General features: G+C 58.3%; 13 protein-coding genes and 1 pseudogene. 7 read left to right on the forward strand and 7 right to left on the reverse strand.

All coding sequences use genetic code 11. The features are described from left to right. A pseudogene (locus H6G62_RS22620) lies at positions 1-239 on the reverse strand (photosystem II q(b) protein); the annotation flags it as partial. 340 nt (positions 240-579) lie between these two features. Between H6G62_RS22620 and H6G62_RS22625 the strand changes: the two are divergent. From H6G62_RS22625 to H6G62_RS22640, 4 genes are all read left to right on the forward strand, one after another. Continuing rightward, positions 580-1,188, forward strand: a complete 609-nt coding sequence (locus H6G62_RS22625; RefSeq protein ID WP_190499408.1) for an OB-fold-containig protein — start codon at positions 580-582, stop codon at positions 1,186-1,188. A 138-nt stretch (positions 1,189-1,326) separates the two neighbouring features. Continuing rightward, a complete protein-coding gene (locus H6G62_RS22630) occupies positions 1,327-2,775 on the forward strand; it encodes an SPFH domain-containing protein (RefSeq protein ID WP_242052230.1) in 1,449 nt (482 codons plus the stop codon). Positions 2,776-2,838: 63 nt separating this feature from the next. After that, entirely contained in the window at positions 2,839-4,122 is a 1,284-nt protein-coding gene (locus H6G62_RS22635; RefSeq protein WP_190499410.1) for an SPFH domain-containing protein, read from the forward strand. A 57-nt stretch (positions 4,123-4,179) separates the two neighbouring features. After that, the gene (locus H6G62_RS22640; protein WP_190499411.1) at positions 4,180-4,446 is read left to right on the forward strand and encodes a hypothetical protein; all 267 of its coding nucleotides are present in this window, start codon (positions 4,180-4,182) and stop codon (positions 4,444-4,446) included. Positions 4,447-4,782: 336 nt separating this feature from the next. Here the strand turns inward: H6G62_RS22640 and H6G62_RS28690 are convergent, their stop codons facing one another. From H6G62_RS28690 to H6G62_RS22670, 6 genes are all read right to left on the reverse strand, one after another. Next, positions 4,783-8,778, reverse strand: a complete 3,996-nt coding sequence (locus H6G62_RS28690) for an AAA-like domain-containing protein (RefSeq protein WP_190499413.1) — start codon at positions 8,776-8,778, stop codon at positions 4,783-4,785. Between the two features lie 315 nt (positions 8,779-9,093). Next, the gene (locus H6G62_RS22650) at positions 9,094-10,002 is read right to left on the reverse strand and encodes a hypothetical protein (RefSeq protein WP_190499415.1); all 909 of its coding nucleotides are present in this window, start codon (positions 10,000-10,002) and stop codon (positions 9,094-9,096) included. 129 nt (positions 10,003-10,131) lie between these two features. After that, positions 10,132-10,545 (reverse strand): DUF4346 domain-containing protein, encoded by a 414-nt coding sequence (locus H6G62_RS22655; RefSeq protein ID WP_190499417.1) that lies wholly within the window; start codon positions 10,543-10,545, stop codon positions 10,132-10,134. Between the two features lie 152 nt (positions 10,546-10,697). Continuing rightward, positions 10,698-11,870 carry a GNAT family N-acetyltransferase gene (locus tag H6G62_RS22660; RefSeq protein ID WP_190499419.1) on the reverse strand — a complete coding sequence of 391 codons (1,173 nt, stop codon included), beginning with the start codon at positions 11,868-11,870 and terminating at the stop codon, positions 10,698-10,700. 92 nt (positions 11,871-11,962) lie between these two features. After that, positions 11,963-13,459, reverse strand: a complete 1,497-nt coding sequence (locus H6G62_RS22665; protein ID WP_190499421.1) for a YdiU family protein — start codon at positions 13,457-13,459, stop codon at positions 11,963-11,965. Between the two features lie 303 nt (positions 13,460-13,762). Then, on the reverse strand, positions 13,763-15,115 hold the full coding sequence (locus tag H6G62_RS22670; protein WP_190499423.1) for an AAA-like domain-containing protein: 1,353 nt from the start codon (positions 15,113-15,115) through the stop codon (positions 13,763-13,765). Positions 15,116-15,725: 610 nt separating this feature from the next. Between H6G62_RS22670 and H6G62_RS22675 the strand changes: the two genes are divergently transcribed. From H6G62_RS22675 to H6G62_RS27525, 3 genes are all read left to right on the forward strand, one after another. Further along, on the forward strand, positions 15,726-16,364 hold the full coding sequence (locus tag H6G62_RS22675) for an SH3 domain-containing protein (protein ID WP_190499425.1): 639 nt from the start codon (positions 15,726-15,728) through the stop codon (positions 16,362-16,364). A 134-nt stretch (positions 16,365-16,498) separates the two neighbouring features. Then, a complete protein-coding gene (locus H6G62_RS22680; RefSeq protein ID WP_190499428.1) occupies positions 16,499-17,143 on the forward strand; it encodes a hypothetical protein in 645 nt (214 codons plus the stop codon). A 128-nt stretch (positions 17,144-17,271) separates the two neighbouring features. Further along, positions 17,272-17,535: hypothetical protein (locus H6G62_RS27525; RefSeq protein ID WP_347239410.1), on the forward strand; the 264-nt coding region annotated here is incomplete at its 3' end.

Genomic DNA, 17,535 nt, shown 5'->3' on the forward strand with positions numbered 1-17,535 from the left:
CCGGAGATGATGTTGTTGCCGTACATCAGGGAGCCAGCCACAGGCTCACGGATGCCGTCGATGTCCACAGGAGGAGCAGCAACGAAGGCGATGACGTAGCAAGCGGTCGCAGCGAGGAGAGTGGGGATCATCAGCACGCCGAACCAGCCAATGTACAGGCGGTTTTCGGTGCTGGTCACCCACTGACAGAACTGCTCCCACAGGGAGGCAGATTGTTGCCGTTGAAGGGTCGTGGTCATGATTAAAAATGAGTGCAGGTTTACAAGGTTTGCTTCCCGCAAGGGGTAGCGAGGTATGTATGTCACTACCTTAACCGAACTGTAACGGTTTGTAAAGCGCTTTGTTCATAAACCGACCGATCTCCTCAGATCGACCTATCTCTTGAGGACGACTGATCCCTGTGTCCTCGGTTGGAGGCCCAATCCTGGGGCGTTATCCCCAATGTGGGCAGGGAAACCCTGCCCCTAACTGGACGTTCTAATTGGTAACAAAACCGAGCGCTGAGCTAAGGGGCGCGAGTACCCTAGCAACAGAGTCCCTTTTGTGTGAAGGGACGTTGCTGAGGGAGAACGGTTGGCCATGGCGATCTACGGTCTGAGCTTCATCGTCGGGGGTATTTTTGTCCTGATGGCGGCCATTGGTGGCCTCGATGGGGTCGATATCGACGCTGATTTTGACCTGGATGTGGATGCTCCTGCCCCCGCCGACCTAGACGACATTGACGTGGGCACCCAGATCGATCAAACCCTGACGGCCCTGCGCTCCCGCTGGTGGTTGCCGCTGCTGAGTCTGCGGTTTTGGACGTTTTTCCTCTGCTTTTTCGGCCTCACGGGGCTGCTGATCACCCTAGTTCGACCGGATCTAGCCCCCTGGCTGACAGCCCTGATCGCCCTGGCCATGGGGATTTTCTGTGGTTGGGTGGCGGCGGCGGTGCTGCGTTCCCTCAGTCGCCAACCCATCAGCAGTATGGTGAAGCCGGAGGCTTTAATCGGCCAGGTGGGGCAAGTAGAAATTCCCTTTGACCAAGCCAGTCGCGGCAAGGTGGCGCTCAATCTGGGCGATTCCACCGTCAGCTATTTTGCCATCACCCAGGAAGAACGCGCCTTTGCCGTGGGTGAATCGGTGCTGGTGGTGGGCATGGAACACGGCAAGCTGTGGGTGGCCTCGGCGGAGGGAGTGGGGGATTAGGGAATTGGGAGTCGGGAGTCGGGAGTCGGGAATCGGGAGTCGGTGTAGGGTGCATAACGCCAAGGCGAGGCTAGCGCCAACGCAAAGCAATGCACCAATTCTAGGAATTGCTAGGAGAGGTTGGTTATGGCAGATGGGATGAATCGATTAGAAACGGTGGCAGTGGCGGAGACGTTGCCGCTGGGGCCGACGGGGCCAATTGTGGCGCAGTCGGGGGGGCGAGCCTTAGGTGGCGGCGTGATTGCGGTGTTGATTTTTGCCATCCTGATCACCATTTGGGGGGTGAATGCCCTGGTGCAAATTTGCGACCCCAACAAGATTTTGATTATTTCGGGTCGCAAGTATCGTCGGGCCGATGGCCAGGTGATGGGCTATCGGGTGATCTACGGCGGGCGCACGTTTCGGGTGCCGATTTTGGAAACGGTGCGGATGATGGATTTGACCACCATGCCCGTGCCCATTGAGGTGACCAACGCCTACTCTAAGGGGGGAACGCCCCTGGATATTCAGGCCATTGCCAACGTCAAAATTGCCCGCGATGAAACCCTGGTGGGCAACGCCATTGAGCGCTTTTTGGGCCGAGGCCGGGAGGAAATTGCGCGGGTGGCGCGGGAAACCCTGGAGGGCAACCTGCGCGGCGTGGTGGCGACGCTGACCCCAGAACAACTCAACGAAGATCGGCTGGAGTTTGCCGAACGCATTGCCAGCGATGTGCGTAACGACCTCGCCAAAATGGGGCTGCACCTGGATACCCTCAAAATCCAGAGCGTGGCGGATCAGGTGGACTACCTCAATTCCATCGGGCGGCGACAAATTGCCACGGTGGTGAGGGATGCGGAAATTGCCGAATCCAACGCCGTGGCTGAGGCCGAACAGATTGAAGCCGACAGCGGCAGAGAAGCCGAAGTCGCCCAAACCCAATCGTTGACGGCCATCCAGGAAAAGGAAAACGAACTGCGCCGCATCACCGCCGAGGTGGAAAAGCAGGCCCGCATTGAGGAAGAACGCACCCAGGCCGCCGCCGAAGAAGCCAAGGCCAGAGCCCAACGGGAACTGCAAGCCATTCGTGCCCAACTGGAGCAGGCCCGATTGGAGGTGGAAAAGGTGCTGCCCGCCCAGGCCCAGCGTCGTGCCCAGGAATTTCAGGCGCGGGGTGCCTCAGCCATTTTGGAGGAAAACGCCAAAGCCTCGGCCCAGGCCAGCGAACTGCTGGTGCGGGTGTGGCAAGACACCGGGGTCGATGCCTCGGAACTGTTTCTAGTACAGCAGTTGGAAATGGTGCTTCAGGAGGCCGGACGTATTCCCAGCCGTTTACACCTCGGCCATGTGAATGTGATCGACAATGGCGACGGTAAGGCCATGGCTTCTCTGCTGAATGCCTACCCCGAAATGGTGAAACAGTTCCTCCACCAGTCCGAGTCTATTTTGGGGATTCCCCTCACCCGCAACGCGGATTCTGCCCCAGCGCCGACCCGTTCCCAAATCACCCCGGCCCCAGTGACTCAATCGCCAACAACGCCACCCCCAACCGATCCATTCGCGATAACGCCATCCCCCGACGACTCAACCCCTGCCAGGGACGAGTAGCCAGTAGCCAGTAGCCAGTAGCCAGTAGCCAGTAACAAATAGCCAATTCCTGGAGGAAAACCAATGGGCCTGATTTTTTCCCTGCTGGTCGTCATGTTTGGGGCCACGGGCAGCCTGATTCTGATCATTCGCAACCTGTACTACATCTGCCAGCCCAGTGAGGTGCTGATTTTTGCCGGAGATCGGCGCACTGTCAGCGATGGGCGACGGGTGGGCTATCGCTTGGTGAAGGGCGGCAGCAGTATTCGCAAACCCCTGTTGGAAAAGACCTTCCGCATGGAACTGACCAACATGATCATCGAGCTGCGGGTGACCAATGCCTACTCCAAGGGCGGTATTCCGCTGAATGTGGACGGCGTGGCCAACATCAAAATTGCTGGGGAAGAACCCGCCATCCACAACGCCATTGAACGGCTGCTGGGCAAAAGTCGAGAAGAAGTCGAGAAAATTGCCCGCGAAACCCTGGAGGGCAACCTGCGCGGCGTATTGGCCAGCCTCACCCCAGAACAGGTGAACGAGGACAAAATGGCCTTTGTACGTAACCTGCTGGACGAGGCCGACGACGACTTGGCCCAACTAGGGCTGATTTTGGACAACCTGCAAATCCAAAACATCTCCGACGACGTGGGCTACCTCAACTCCATTGGCCGCAAACAACGGGCCGAACTGCTGCGCGATGCCCGCATTGCCGAGGCCGAAGCCAAGGCCCAATCTGCCCTGCAAGCCTCGGAAAACCTGCGCCGCACCTCCCTGCGCCAAATTGAAGCCAAAATGGCCACCACCCGCGCCGATGCCGACCGCCGCCTGCAAAACGCCCTCAGCCAGCGCCAAGCCGCCATTTCCGAAGCGGAATCGGAAATCGCCGCCGAGGTGGCCCGCACCGAAGCCGCCCTGGCCGTACAGCGGGAACGCCGCAACCAAGTGGAGCAACAACTCCAGGCCGATGTGATTGCCCCCGCCGCCGCCGCCTGCCAACAGGCCCAAGCCGAAGCCAAGGGCGATGCCGCCAGCATTATTGAAGACGGACGCGCCCGCGCCGAAGGTCTACGCGCCCTGGCCACCACCTGGCAAGCCGCCGGAGACAACGCCAGGGAAATCTTCCTGTTCCAAAAGCTGGAATCCCTGCTGTCTAATCTGGTGGATACCGTCCCCCAGGTGAACGTGGAGAAAATCACGGTAATCGATGCCAGCGGCGGCACCAACGCCACCAAAATGGCGGCCTTCCTGGAGCAGCTTAAGCAAGGCACTGGGCTGGATGTTTCCCAAGCTCTGCAATCGCTGGAATTTGGGGCACAGCGTTCCAGCAACGCAGCGGTAACCCCACCCCAGGACACTCCACCAAACTAAAGTCCCTCAGCGATGTAACCTCTCTGTAGCCCGTTCTTTGCCTGAAAACCCGATGCCATGGATGCGCTTCTACGCTTTCAGGACTCGCTCTCCGGCTACACTCTGACTCAGGTGGCCCTGGTTTCGGTGGTCGCCCAGCGCACCCCCGGTCGGCCCCAACGCGCTAACCCCTCAGACCCGACCGCGTTGGGCTATCCATGGCAGGCCACCCTGGAACGCACCGCTGAGTACAAGGCCCAGCGCCATCGTGAAAGCCCTCGCTCTCATCATGGCCTTGACCCTGCTGGGAGATATAGTCAAATCTGGTGTATGGCTAGAAGCTAGGCGGCATCCTGCACCTGGGTCACATCAGTGTTGTCATCAACCCGACATCCATCTTTGAACGGCACGCCCTCAATCACGGCGGTGAGGTGCGGATACGCGGCCAATGCTCTGCCGGGAAGTCTAAGAAGGTCAGCAGGATATCCCGGTCTCTGGCGAGACACCGGGTGGCCTCGGGATACTTGACCTGGTAGGTCTCGATATGGTGTATTCCTTTGCTGGTGGTTTACTTCATCCAGCAGGATACGCCCTTTCTTCTTTTCCCTCCACACACCAGAAATGAACATAACTCCACACAAGGGCAATTATGACCTACGACGCAGCGCCCTCTGTTGGGCCTCAAATATTTGGTTGGCATATCGCCCTGGGGAACGTCTGCGGATTGGTTTGCAGGTACTCGCGCACCCATTGGCACCCGTAGCGAAGTACCTGATCGCGTTCCAAAATGCGATCTAGGGACCAGAGAATGACTCCATTGTCGAGGCCAGCGGAGGCGAGTAGGGGGCCGTGGGTGACGGTGGCGGGGTGAAAATTCACGTCTAGGGCGCGTTCTTCGTGGCCTTCGAGGGTGAGGCGCAGAGTGCCATCTAACGACCAGAGTTTGAGGGATTTATCCCAACTGGCGGAGGCGATGACGGTGCCCCAGTCGGCGGGTAGGCCGGAGCTGGGGGGAATGAAAGTAACGGCGTTGACGCGGTCGGTATGTCCCTCAAAGGTGCGAATTAGGGTGCCCTCCAGCGACCAGAGTTTGAGGGTCATGTCTTCGCTGGCGCTGGCGATCAGGGTGCTGTCTGGGCTAAAGGCCACATCCCAAATGGTGTCGCTGTGGCCTACGATCACCTGATGGGGCTGCGGGGTAAAGGTTCCGGTTTCATTGCGCCGCCAGAGGTGAATGACTTCATCTAGACCCGCCACCGCTAGCCACTGGCCGTCTGGGCTAAAGACAACAGCATTTAGGCGGTTTTTTAGGGAATCCTGGGGTGAATTGGCCGCTGGTGAGTTGGCACCTTGCAATCCATCATTATCTGAGCGTCTTTGCAAAGACTGTATCAAGGTGCCATCGGGTCGCCAGAGCTTGATCTGGCCATCCCAGCCGACGGTGGCGATTTCGCGATTGTCTGGGCTAAAGGCAACATCAAAGGCGGTATCGCTGTGGGCGTTGATGGTGTTTAAGGGGGTGCCGTCCATACTCCAGAGGTTGAGGATGCCAGCATTGCTAACGGCGGCGAGGGTTTGCTGGTCGGGGCTGATCTCCACCGCCCAAATTTCCCCTTGATCGAGGGGGAGGGTGCGCCGAAGTTGCCCCTCTCGATTCCAGAATTTGATCGTACCGTCGGCGCTGGAGGACACGATGGATTCGCCGTCTGGGGAGATCCCCACATCCCACACCGAGGCGCGATGGCCCCGCAGGGTGGTGAGCATCAGGGAATCAAGCTGCCAGATCCGCACCAGATCGTCTTCGCCACCAGAGATCAACCGCTGACCGTCTGGGCTAAAGGCTAGGGCTAGGGTACCGCTGGGGTGGGCCGTCATGGTGCGGAGGACGGTGCCATCGCGGTTCCAGAGTTTGATGGTGTCATCCCAACTGCCGGAGGCCAGGGTTTGGCCGTCGGGGCTGAAGACGAGGCGACCGACCATCTTGCGATGCTCGGAGGTCACGGTTCGCAGCGTACCGTCAGCGTTCCACCAGAGGATATTGCCGTAGGAGTCTCCTGCCACCAGGGTTTGGCCATCGGGGCTAAAGGCCACGCTTTGCAGTCGGTTTTCGCCTTCGGTGGAAGGGACGGGGTTCTGCAATCTGCGCAGGGGGGTGCCATCGAGATTCCACACCATGACGGTGTTGTCGTCGCTGGCGGAGGCTAGTTGCTGCCCGTCGGGGCTAAAGGCCAGGTTCCAAATGGTGCCGCGATGCCCGGTTAGGGTGCGAATAAGCTGCCCCTCCCGGCTCCAGAGCTTGATCGTGTAATCACTGCCTGCGGAGGCTAAGATCTGGCCATTCTCCTCTGGAGACGCTCCGTGTTGGCATAGCCTGTCCGTAGGACAAACGGGGCTAAAGGCAACGGCCTTGACGGCTTTTTGGTGGCCCTTCAGAGCGGCCACAGGCTGGCCCTCTCGATCCCAGAGATAGACGGTGCCGTCATCGCCAGCGGTGGCTAGGGTGTGGCCATCGGGGCTAAAAGCGGCATCGCGGGCGGCACCGGGAAGACGGGCGATCAGGGTGCCATCCATGCCCCAGAGGAGGGTGGCCTCTTTTTGGTAGGTGGCGGCGATCCGGTCGCCCCTGGGGTTGACCGCTAGGCCACGCACGCGGCCCAGGTGGCCATCAAAGCGGTTCCATTCCAACGCTTGAAAGGTGGCACGGAGCAGTTCGCGATCACTCAAGGCCGCCAGTTCGTCGGGCACCCACCGCAGCTTATCGAGCCGGGTTTGGGCCTGGAGGGCCGTCACCAGGGCATCCAGGCGGTTGCCAGAGGCAAACTGGGCTTCGGAGAGGCTAGCGATGGCCTCAATTTCCCGCAGGGTGGCCTGGTGACGCTGGGCAAAGGCGTAGAGACCCAGGCCCGTGGCGATGGCCAACCCCGCACTCACCGCCCCCAACAGCCACCGCTGGAGCCGAAACCGTTCCTTCAGGCGCTTGGCCGCTTCGCTGCGTTTGATCTCATCGAGATCGGTACTGGTGCCAAACCACTTCACCACCTGCCCCGCCCCATCGCGAATGGGCACAGCCCGGTTCAAAAACCAGCGGTACTGGCCGTTGGCATCTTGCAGGCGTAGCTCCACTTCGTAGGGGTTGCCCGTGGCAAAGGCCTGCTCCCAGGCCGTTAGACTGGTTTGCCGATCCTCTGGGTGAATCACCTCTAGGCGCTCAATTCCCTGCAATCCGTCCTGGGCAATCCCCGAAAAATCGCTTCCCTGGCGATTGGTGTAGGACAGAGTGCCATCCGGTTCCACAATCCACACCATCTGGGGCACCGCTTCCGCCAGTTGCCGAAAAAACCGCTCACTCTCGGCCTTGGCGCTGAGCTGTTGCTGAATGCGCTGGCGTTCGGCATCCTGGCTGGCGGCAAGGAACTGGTAATCCACATCGCTGAGGCTCTTGTCCCGCGCCCAGGCTTCGGCCTCCAGCAGGATTTGGCCCTGGAGCAGGTAGGTGGCATCCTGGCGATCCGAGGCCACCCACCCCTCCAGGGCGCTGGCGTAGGGACGCAGCCGATGCAGTTGGCGGCTCACCCAGTCGAGGGTGAAGACCTCTCGGTAGATGCGGTTTTTAATCGCTAGATGGTTACCCCGCCGCACCACCAGCCCCGACAGCAGCAGATCGCTCTGTTCGCGGCTATCGTCGGAGGGCACCGTTTCCCCTTCCAGCAGTTGTTGATACAGGCCCAAAATTCGGGCGGTACGGGTTTGATGCCAAAACAAATGGTCGCGGATGGTACGCAGGTGAATCGGCTCATCCTGGGCTTCCCAATGATCCAGCAGCGCCGTTTTTACCAGCCCCTCCACCCAAAAATCAGCCATGCCAGGGGAAAGCACCAGGGGCACCGTCTCCGATAGCTGGGCATTTTTGGCCGTAATCTGGCAGAGCTTTTGGGTTAAAAAGGGCTGGCCCCCCGTCCAATCCAAAATGGCCTTCAGCACCGCCTGGGGGCAATCTACCAGCCCCTCTAGCCCCCGTTGCAGGGGCGCATTTTCGGCCAGGGTAAAGCCCTCCAGGGAAATCGCTTGGCCAATGTTGAAGGGGGTGCGCTGCTTGTCGGCGATCAGGTCGGCGGGGGTGGCCACGCCAAACAGGGCAAAGGTGAGGCGACGGTAGCGCAGGTCGTGGGCGCGTAGGTTGTAGCACGACCGCATCCAGGCAAAAAAGTCGTCGGTGGAAAAGTCGAGGCTCAGCAGCCCGTCGATTTCGTCGATGAAGATATAGACCGGATCATCCGCCGTGGCGGGCAGCACCACCTCATCCATCAACTGATTGAGGCGCTGCACCAGGGGGAGGCTTTCCCGCGCCTGCCACCAGGCCAAGAAATCCGTCTGCCCCAGCAAATTCAGGCTTTGCAGCAAACTCACCCCCACCCCCGTATACCACTGGGCCTGGGTGAGGCCGTTGCTGCCCAGGCGAGTCATATCCAGGTAGGCACAGCGGCCCCCGTCCCGCTGAATCTGAGCCTTGGCCCGCACCAGCAGGGAGGATTTGCCCATCTGCCGAGCGCTAAACACATAGCAAAACTCCCTGGCAGCCAACGCCGCCAGCAGATCCTCATCGGCCTGTCGCACCACATAGGTACTGGCCTCGGCCTGGAGGCAGCCGCCAACTTTGTAAATGGAGGGGGTGAGCACGAGCGGGGCATCCCTAAATGGAATCGATCTATTATGCGATGAGTTAAGTCATGTAGTCGGCTTTCAGCCCACGCTAAGCTGACCGACCAAGACAGCCATTGACTATCTTCGCAGTTCGGCAAGAATAGTTGTCGCTGACTGGGGCTGTAGCTCACCTGTATGGAAGGCGGCGATGGATGCCTTGGCATCTTCAGCCATTTCCCTGCGACGGGCGTCAATCAGGCGATTAGCCTTGGTTCCTAAACCTATGATCCTTGATTTCTCGTTGCCCAGAACCTCTGTATAGCCACTGCTCTGGCTGTGGATGGTGAACCGTTAAACCACCGCTTCCGCCGGGAGGAAGGATCGGCAGGCCATCACCGGGGAAGAATCTACCCCATGGAGGGGACAAAGGTCTCGGTGGCAGAGGCGACAGTGGGCGGTGAGGGGTCTTTGTAAGTGCCGCTGGTTGCTGAGGCTGACGTTTTGGCGAAGGTAGCCTTCAATTTCTAGTTCGCTGAGGTCGGTGGCAATCAGCAAGGCTTGGGAGACATTCAGTTCTCGGCGGGCGCGGTTGAGGCGGGTGAGGTTTTCGCCAAAGCTGAGGCTGTCCTGGTGCACCATCACCGGAACGTTCTGGGACTGGCTGCGGAACCCATGGGGCCGATCCTGGGCATAGTCGTCCTTGAATTGCAGGGTGAAGGTGCCATCGGCAAAGCAGCGGCTGCGGATATGGCGCTGGAAGGGCACGGTCAACACGCCCTCTGGGCCAAGGGCATACCACCAGGAATGGTGCCACGCCTGGGACGGAAGCTGCAAAATTTGGCGAATGTGGTCAGCGTCAAATCCGGCCCGCGCCAAGAGATTCACCGCCTCGGAGGGGGCCACATTTTCGGCCAGGGTGCTGAGGTCGGAATGGCAGTGGGTAACGGACTGGTATTCCGTATGGGTCTGAAACTCCGGCAGGGGCGGCACCTCTGGCCCCGAACCCGCCAACACGCAGTGAATATGCTCGAAGGTGAGGACGCCATCGATGCTGTACTGGGGATGATCCCGCAGGGGCACCCCCACCTGCACCGAAATCGTACCAATTTCGTAGGGTTGAGCCAGGGTGGGCAGGCTGTCGGTCAAGAGGGATCGCAGGTAGACCTCATCGGCGATGGCCAAGGCTAATTGAGCCGTGTGGTCGGCGGGATCGGCCCCCTGACGCCGCTGCTGAAACGGGTTGAGCGAAGACTTGACCATGGCAAGACCCCCCGCCGAAGATGACTGGTGTACCCGTTGTATCAGCAAGTTCCCCTAGACGGAACCCCCAGCCCAGAAACGTTGCACAGATTATTAGACCGCAACGAATTAGACATGGTTCGTTACGCTTTAATCCTGAACGTAGGGACTACCCTCTACGAGAGCCCGTTCGGCCCGCATGAACTCGCGCCCCAGGTAGGCAGCATGGTCGAGGTAGCCAATGGGGCAAGGGCGATCTGGGTTTTCAAAGATGGCGATACACAGTTCCTTGGCGGTGCGTCCGGTGTAAATATGGGTGGGGACGCGCTCAACGGGGCCACGCACGGGCAAGGGTTTCCCGGTTTCTGGATCGCAGGCTAGCCCCTTTTCATTGATGGTATTCGTGAAGTGTTTGGCGCAGATTAAACCTTGCGCTTCGTCCAGATAAATTAAAAAATACCCCTGTGGATCGAGCTCAATGTAGCGCTTTGAGAGCTTGTCATCCAGGGCTTGGAGGGTGGCCGCATCAACGGAATTGGCCGAAACAACGTTAGAGCTAGACATGAAGGCGATTTAGGCTGAATAGAGTAGGCTTTCTATTCTAGCTTGTCTGTTCCTCATCCTGGGACAGGATCCCTCACCGGGCCTATGCAACCGTTGAGGGATCCCCCCGCCCCCTTAGTAAGGGGGATCTGAGGTAAGGGGGATCTGCTGCCCTATCGCCCTTTTAGGGGCAGATCGGCGTTGATGGCGTCCATTTCTCGCTGTTCTAGGCCGTTCACTTCTTGGATGTAGCGCACCAGGAGCGTTTGGAGGCGAGGTTCATAGAAGCGGTGCAGACTGTGGTTTGGAGTGGCCGGGAAGCCGCGTCGTTTTTTGTGGCGTCCCCCCGCGCCGGGGTCAAAGATTTGAATGCCGTTGGCAATGCCCCACTCAATGGGGGCGTAGTAGCAGGCATTGAAATGAAGATGGTTGAGATCCGCCTTAGATCCCCAGTAGCGACCGTAGAGCCGATCCCCTTTGGTGAGGCAAAAGGACATGCCGACGGGGTCATGGTCGTCTTCGCCAAAGGCCGCAAACAGCACCATGCGGTGACGATAGTTGTGGTGGATGAGGTTAAAAAATTTGCGGGTGAGATACTTGCTACCCCACCAGCCAAACTTATCGCAGGTGTCGGCATAGTAGTCGTACATGCGGTCGCAAAGGGCGTGGGTAATGGCCTCTCCGGCAATGGCCTCCATCCGCAGCCCCGCCGTGGTTACAGACTTGCGCTCTCGCTTAATGTTGCGCCGCTGGTTGGCGTTGAAGATGTTGAGGTAGTCGCCAAAGTCTTGAAATCCCTGGTTTTGCCAAATGTAGCTGTGGTGCAGCCACTGGGAAAAGCCCAAAGCCGTCATCCGTTCCCGCCACGCCGGATCGACATAGAGGAAATGACAGCCGGAAATATCGTTGCGAACGCAGAAGCCGTCGATGGCCTCCACCATAGCCCGTGTAATCACGGCCTCGTCCTCATCGGGGGCGATCAAAAATCGATAGCCCTCCGCCGGAGTAAAGGGCGACATGCCCAGCAATTTCGGGTAGTAGTTCACCCCCAGTCGATCCGCCAGATCCGCCCACTGGTGGTCGAACACAAACTCGCCGTAGCTGTGGCCCTTGAGGTACATCGGCGCAGCCCCCACCAGGGTTTTGCCCCGCCATAGCGTGAGGTGACAGGGCTGCCACCCCGCATTAGCCACCGCACTGCCCGAACGCTCCATATTGTGGAGCCAGTCCCATTCCAAAAAGGGGGTGGCCAGGGGCAGGGCCAGGGCATCCCAGGCGGCTTGCGGCACTTCCTCAATCTGTCGAACCCAGGTGGCCGTAATCTGGGGCGTAGGGGGATAGCTCATGGTCGGAGATAGACGAACGGGCCTATGCCCTGACACAGTAACGAATTCAGCCCTAGAAGACAAGGATGCCATCGGCGCAAGGGGGCATCACGCTAGGCGGTAAAGGGTTGCTGTACCCGTTGCAGTAGGTCATAGAACGGTTGCCAGTCGTCCTCAACGGTGATGGGTTCCCAGATGGCTTCAATTTCGGGCCGCAGCAGCACGGTTTCGGGGTTTGTCTTCCGCAGGGTTTGCTGAATGTCTTCCAGGGCGGATTCTGGGACGGATTGCAGGGCTTGATGGTACCACTGCCGCCAAAGCTGGAGCCGTTCCGCCGCTTCGGGGTCGGAGGCTTGCAGGGTGGTGGCAAAGATGTGATCGGGTTCTGTCCGCCACTGGGGAGAAAACTGCTGGGTCAGCCCTAGGAAAAACTCGTGATAGCCCACCTCTACGGCGGCTAGAAGTTCCTGGGTTTGGTTGACCAGGGTGGTGGCAAGGTCGTCCGTTAACAGATCATCAACCTGATCGGCCCCAAAGCCTAGTTTCCGCAGCATCAGCCCTTGGTAGTGGTGCTGGTAGCGATCTTTGTATTGGGCTAGGGCCGCATCCATTTCGGCTTCGGGCATCACCAGTTGTAGGGGCTTTTGCAGCGCCTTCAGGTTCATCTGGCAGATGATCGGCTGGTTGCCGTAGCTGTAGCGGCCCCCGTGGTCGAAGTAGGCGGCGGTGAAGCGGCGGTCGAACTTGTCCATGAAGGCGTAGGGGCCGTAGTCGAAGCTTTCCCCAGTGATGGACATGTTGTCGGTGTTGAGCACCCCATGGCAAAAGCCGACAGACATCCACTGGGCCACCAATTGCGCCACCCGCTCCACCAGTTCGTCATAGAACCGCACAAACCGCTCCTGGGGGTCGGTGAACAGGCGCACCGCTGGGTAGTAAACATCAATCACATGCTCTAGCAACTTGGCGATCAGGTCGGGCCGCTGATGGTATTCCAGCCGCTCGAAGGTGCCAAAGCGAATGTGGGAACGGCTAAACCGCACCATCACCGAAGATCGGGTGGGAGAGGGTTCATCGCCGCGCCACAGGGCTTCCCCGGTTTCCACCAGACTAAAGGTACGGGATGTGGTCACCCCCAGGGCATGGAGCGCCTCCGAGGCCAGCACTTCCCGCACACCGCCCTTTAGGGTCAGCCGTCCATCGCCGCCCCGCGAGTAGGGGGTGGTGCCGGATCCCTTGGTGCCAAAGTCGTAGAGTTCGCGATCTACCCCTCGCACCTGACCGTAGAGAAAGCCGCGCCCATCGCCCAAAAAGGGGTTGTATTGGCCAAACTGGTAGCCGTGGTAGCGCAGGGCCAGCAGGGGTTCTCGGCCCTCAAATTTGCCAAAGGCTTGGATAAAGTGGTCATCGCTTACCGCCGCTGGATCTAGCCCCAGATGCCGCACTAGGTCGTCGTTGCGAAAGCGCAGTTGATGAGAGGGAAAATCCGCCGCTTCCACCACGTCGTAATACTCATCCCCCAGCGCTTCTAGGGCGGGTAAGTAATCTAAGGTCAGCAGGGGATTGGTCGCTGTTGCGGAGGTCGGGACGGAGGAGGCGGGGGAAGACATGGGAGGTAGGACTTTAGCAACACAAGTATTTCTAAAATCTTAGAGGGAATTCGCAAGTTTGTTCAAATCCTGCCCCGTCTTCAAAGCTAAGCCAATGGCCACCTAAAAGCCGAGATTCTGCCTCAACAGCGCTCCCCAGATAGGGTCAGTAGATCACAAACGGTCTCTTTTGCCACGATCCAGCCCTCACCCTAAATCCCTCTCCCTTTTGGGGAGGGACTTTGAAGACCGTTTCCGGCTCCCCTCTCCTTGTGGGAGAGGGGTTGGGGGTAAGGGCTGCGGGGGCTTTGTGATCTACTGAACCTAGTCAACCGACAGCCTTTGCCGCAGGTATTGACGGTAGAGGTCGCGGCTAATCTGCCAGCCCTCGGCAGAACCTTTGATCAGGCCGATACCTTCCAGTTGGTAGGCCAGCAGGGGATCTAGGGAAATGGCCTCCTCACCCATAACCAAGGCTCGTAGCGGTTCAGCCCATTGGGGCGAGTTCACCTCCGCCAACAGCTTTTGCAAGTGGCCTTGGTAGATGCCTTGGGGGGTGCAGGCGGTTTGTAAGAGCGATTCCAGTCCCATGGAATCCTGGCTAAGGTGGTAGATGGATTCATGAACCAGGGAGGGATGCCCGCCTACCAGCGCCATGAGTTGCTGGGCTTCGTGATCGCCCCAGCCCAGCCCATACAGTCCCGCTAGTTCTAGCACCTGGGCCGCCGTAAACTCTGGCAGCGCCAGGGGCAGGCCAATGTTGAAGGGGGAATAGTTAATATCCAGCGGCAGGTAGCTATCGGTGGAATAGGTGACCACCAGGCGCAGGTGCTGCCAGAGGTCGTCGTGGCTGGCTTCTTCGTACCACGAACGCAGCAGCGGCAGAAATCCCTGGGCGGTGGCGGGGTACTCGAACAGGCGGCCTAGGTCGTTGATCGCCAGCAAAACAGGACGGTTCACGGTGCGAAGAACCTGCTCCCGCACAAACAGCGTGGCGCTGAGCTGACTGCCGACGATGGTGTTCCAGGCGGCGGTGGGGTCGGCCTCCACACCGAGCTTGAGGGCCAGGGTGGCGCTAAACCATTGCAATAGCCGATCCCCATCGCTGAGGATGGCGGCATCCAACTGCTGGAAATCCATCAGGGCGGTGGCGTAGCCTAACTGCTGGGCTTGGTGGATAATCCGCAGCAGCAGCGAACTTTTGCCAAACTGAGGCGGCGCTTTGATGCGCACTACGCAGCCCGGTTGGGTGATTTCTTGAAAGGCCCGTTGCTCGATGGGCGCTCGTAGGATGTATAGCGGCGAGGCCAGAGGAATTGGCCCGCTGGGGTAGCGGTAGGCCGCAACGGATGAGGGGGGCTGAGCCAGCTCCTCGGCGGCTAGCTCGGCATCGGGGCGATCCACCCACCGAAAATCGTTGTCCGTCAGGTCTAGGGCGAGGGCACTAAAAATTTGCTGCAAACTGCGTTGATCAATGCCTGCCTTGGCCGCCCGCAGCCGCCGAATGGTGGAGGGAGAAACCCCCGTCAGGCTACCCAAGGCTTCGGCACTGTAGGTGAGACCTTGATTGTGCTGGGCGGCAAGCTGGGTAATGACCCCTTGCAAACGCTCTAACCCCAGGGTGGTCAACACCACCCCACGCCTGCGTCTTGCAATGGGCCGTTCGTCGGAGTTCATAGTGTGTACTCTACACCGCCAATGACGCTTTGCCTGGGAAATACGACTCACAAAAATCTAGGGCTTAACTGACTGAATCAGCGCTTAACTGACTGACTTGGTGAATGCAATTAGTTAGCGATTTAAGAAGTTTGTGTTTAAGGCTTATCTCATGGATAGGATTCCGAGTTCTGTGACATAGATGGGATGAAAAGGGCTTATCTACTTGAGAATAAAGGCATTGCATCGAAATGCTCTACGACTACCTCGTTCTACTTTTAACGTGGATAGCTTAACTGAAAGAGGGTTATTAAGCGGGTCTTAAGATGGGTTGTACGGTTTTGGAATTGGCTGGTATACTCCACCCCAGAGTTGTTATTGAATGCATTCAATGCATGGGTTTTGCCTAGAAGATCTGACTGAGGATAGGTCATATCAATCGCTTTGTTGATTTGAAATTAACATTTAATGCGATATTTCCTAGGTAATGCAAGGATTCCTTGATTGGCAAGGTATACCTTGCAACGGAACTCTTCTGATAGCAAGGGGCTGGATCTCCTTGCCCATCTTCCTCTGGATTGAAAACTACCATCACCTTGGCCTTGATTTGTTTTAAGGGTTTTGTTGGAACATGAGAATTCAAACGGTTTTACTGTCTGCGATCACCTCTTTTGCGACCTTAGGTGTTGGTCTAGCGGCCAAGGCTGATACCACTCCAGCCCACTGCGATCTGTACGCCCCTGGCGAAGACTACGCCTATCTATCGAGCAACTGCACCTTTTCCCAGCGGCAGGGACACATCGGCATTCAACTGCAAAGCAACGGCGCTCGTTACGACTTTGATCCGGTGGGCAATCAGCCAGGGAATTTTCGTGATCAGCATGGTCAGGCCGTGTATCGGCAGAGTGGTCTCGGCAATGCGGGCACCATTTTTGAGTTTTCCGATGGCTCCCACCTCTGGGTCTATTGGGACAGCAACACCTCCTACGGCACTGGGCCAGTCAGCCAAGGGACAGGGGGCACTCGCGTTGGCACCCTGGTAGCCCATGATCGGGGGTCGCAGATTAACCTACGTAGTGAGGCGACCGCTCGCTCTCGTGCGGTGGGCTATGGCCTAGCGGGAGACCAAGTCAACATTTTGGAATGTGTGCAAGACCGCGACACCGCTGGTAGTGACCTGAACTGGTGTCGGGTGCAGTTTTTGGGGTCTGGGGCCATTGGCTGGATTCGCAGCGACTTCATCATTTTCCCCAGCGATGGGGCGCTGTAAATTAGCCACCACCGACTGATTTATTCCCCCAATTCACGGCATTAGCCCGTAGGGTGGGCACCGCCCACCTTCAACATCATCGGCCTGCCACCCTACACCGCTATTTCGACATTCATTCCTTTGTGAGATTGACCATGAAACCTCAAACTCTTTTTCTGGCGACAGCCTTACTTCTGGGCGCAACTAGCCTCCCCACCGCCGCCGAATCATCCACCACAGCCCCGATTCTTCTGGCTCAATCTAGTGCGCCAGAACGCACCTACATGACCCCCCAGCGCGACCCTAATCAAATTGCCATTGATATTACCGATGGCGAATTTCGGGTTCACGGCATTATGCACCGCAGCTACGGCAATTTTTATACCCTAACCACCAGCGGTGTTCAGATTAGCTACAACCGCGACACGGGCAACGTGCTAGTCGTCAATGCCTCAACGGGCACCCAGTTCTACAACTACACCTTTACCGAAGCGAACCGAGGCTCTACATCGAATAGCGGATCCGGTAGCACTTCTCAGGGTTCCCGCCCCTCCTCTGCAACGCCTCGCACCAACATGTCGCAAATTGACAACGACCAAATCGCCGCCTACATCACCGAGGGCGAGTTCTCCTTTGATGGAATGCTCTATCGCACATCGGGCAATGCCTTTGTGGGCGAAGATGGCCGCGTGCGGGTAATGTACGACAAGGGCACCAGTCGGGTTGTGATCATCAACGTGGCGACGGGTACGGAGTTTTACAACTACTTTTACAGCATGGCCAACGAAGGTTCTTTGTAGTAGAGCAGATCCCCCCTGCCCCCCTTACTAAGGGGGGTACAAAGAGAAACATTGACTGCTAGAAAATGGGGGGATCAATCTCCTCAGTAACGGCTTCCACTTTTAGGAATAACCCTGTCGAAATAACCATGAAAAAACAACTCTTTTCACTGGCTTCTGGGGCAGCTATCGCGGCTCTTTTGGCTGTTGCCCCCGCCAAAGCCGACACCACCACCGCCCGCTGCGATGTGTATCCCCGTGGGGAAGATCGCGCCATCTCTAGCGACGCTTGCACCTTTTCCCAGCCAACACTCCGGACAGATTTAGGAGGCTGTGATCCCAGTCTATGCGGCGATAACCCCGTAGTTCAGGAGGGTCTGGTAGTTGGGATGGGATTGAATCAAAGTTGGCTC

It is taken from the genome of Phormidium sp. FACHB-1136 (assembly GCF_014697375.1).
Lineage (GTDB): Bacteria > Cyanobacteriota > Cyanobacteriia > Phormidesmidales > Phormidesmidaceae > Nodosilinea.

Bases quoted from the DNA above. Each gene is read 5' to 3' on its own strand.
- H6G62_RS22675 (WP_190499425.1), top strand. From the start codon at position 15,726: ATGAGAATTCAAACGGTTTTACTGTCTGCGATCACCTCTTTTGCGACC.
- H6G62_RS22665 (WP_190499421.1), bottom strand. From the start codon at position 13,459: ATGTCTTCCCCCGCCTCCTCCGTCCCGACCTCCGCAACAGCGACCAAT.
- H6G62_RS22640 (WP_190499411.1), top strand. From the start codon at position 4,180: ATGGATGCGCTTCTACGCTTTCAGGACTCGCTCTCCGGCTACACTCTG.
- H6G62_RS22655 (WP_190499417.1), bottom strand. From the start codon at position 10,545: ATGTCTAGCTCTAACGTTGTTTCGGCCAATTCCGTTGATGCGGCCACC.
- H6G62_RS22660 (WP_190499419.1), bottom strand. From the start codon at position 11,870: ATGAGCTATCCCCCTACGCCCCAGATTACGGCCACCTGGGTTCGACAG.
- H6G62_RS22670 (WP_190499423.1), bottom strand. From the start codon at position 15,115: ATGAACTCCGACGAACGGCCCATTGCAAGACGCAGGCGTGGGGTGGTG.
- H6G62_RS22635 (WP_190499410.1), top strand. From the start codon at position 2,839: ATGGGCCTGATTTTTTCCCTGCTGGTCGTCATGTTTGGGGCCACGGGC.
- H6G62_RS22650 (WP_190499415.1), bottom strand. From the start codon at position 10,002: ATGGTCAAGTCTTCGCTCAACCCGTTTCAGCAGCGGCGTCAGGGGGCC.
- H6G62_RS22625 (WP_190499408.1), top strand. From the start codon at position 580: ATGGCGATCTACGGTCTGAGCTTCATCGTCGGGGGTATTTTTGTCCTG.
- H6G62_RS22680 (WP_190499428.1), top strand. From the start codon at position 16,499: ATGAAACCTCAAACTCTTTTTCTGGCGACAGCCTTACTTCTGGGCGCA.
- H6G62_RS22630 (WP_242052230.1), top strand. From the start codon at position 1,327: ATGAATCGATTAGAAACGGTGGCAGTGGCGGAGACGTTGCCGCTGGGG.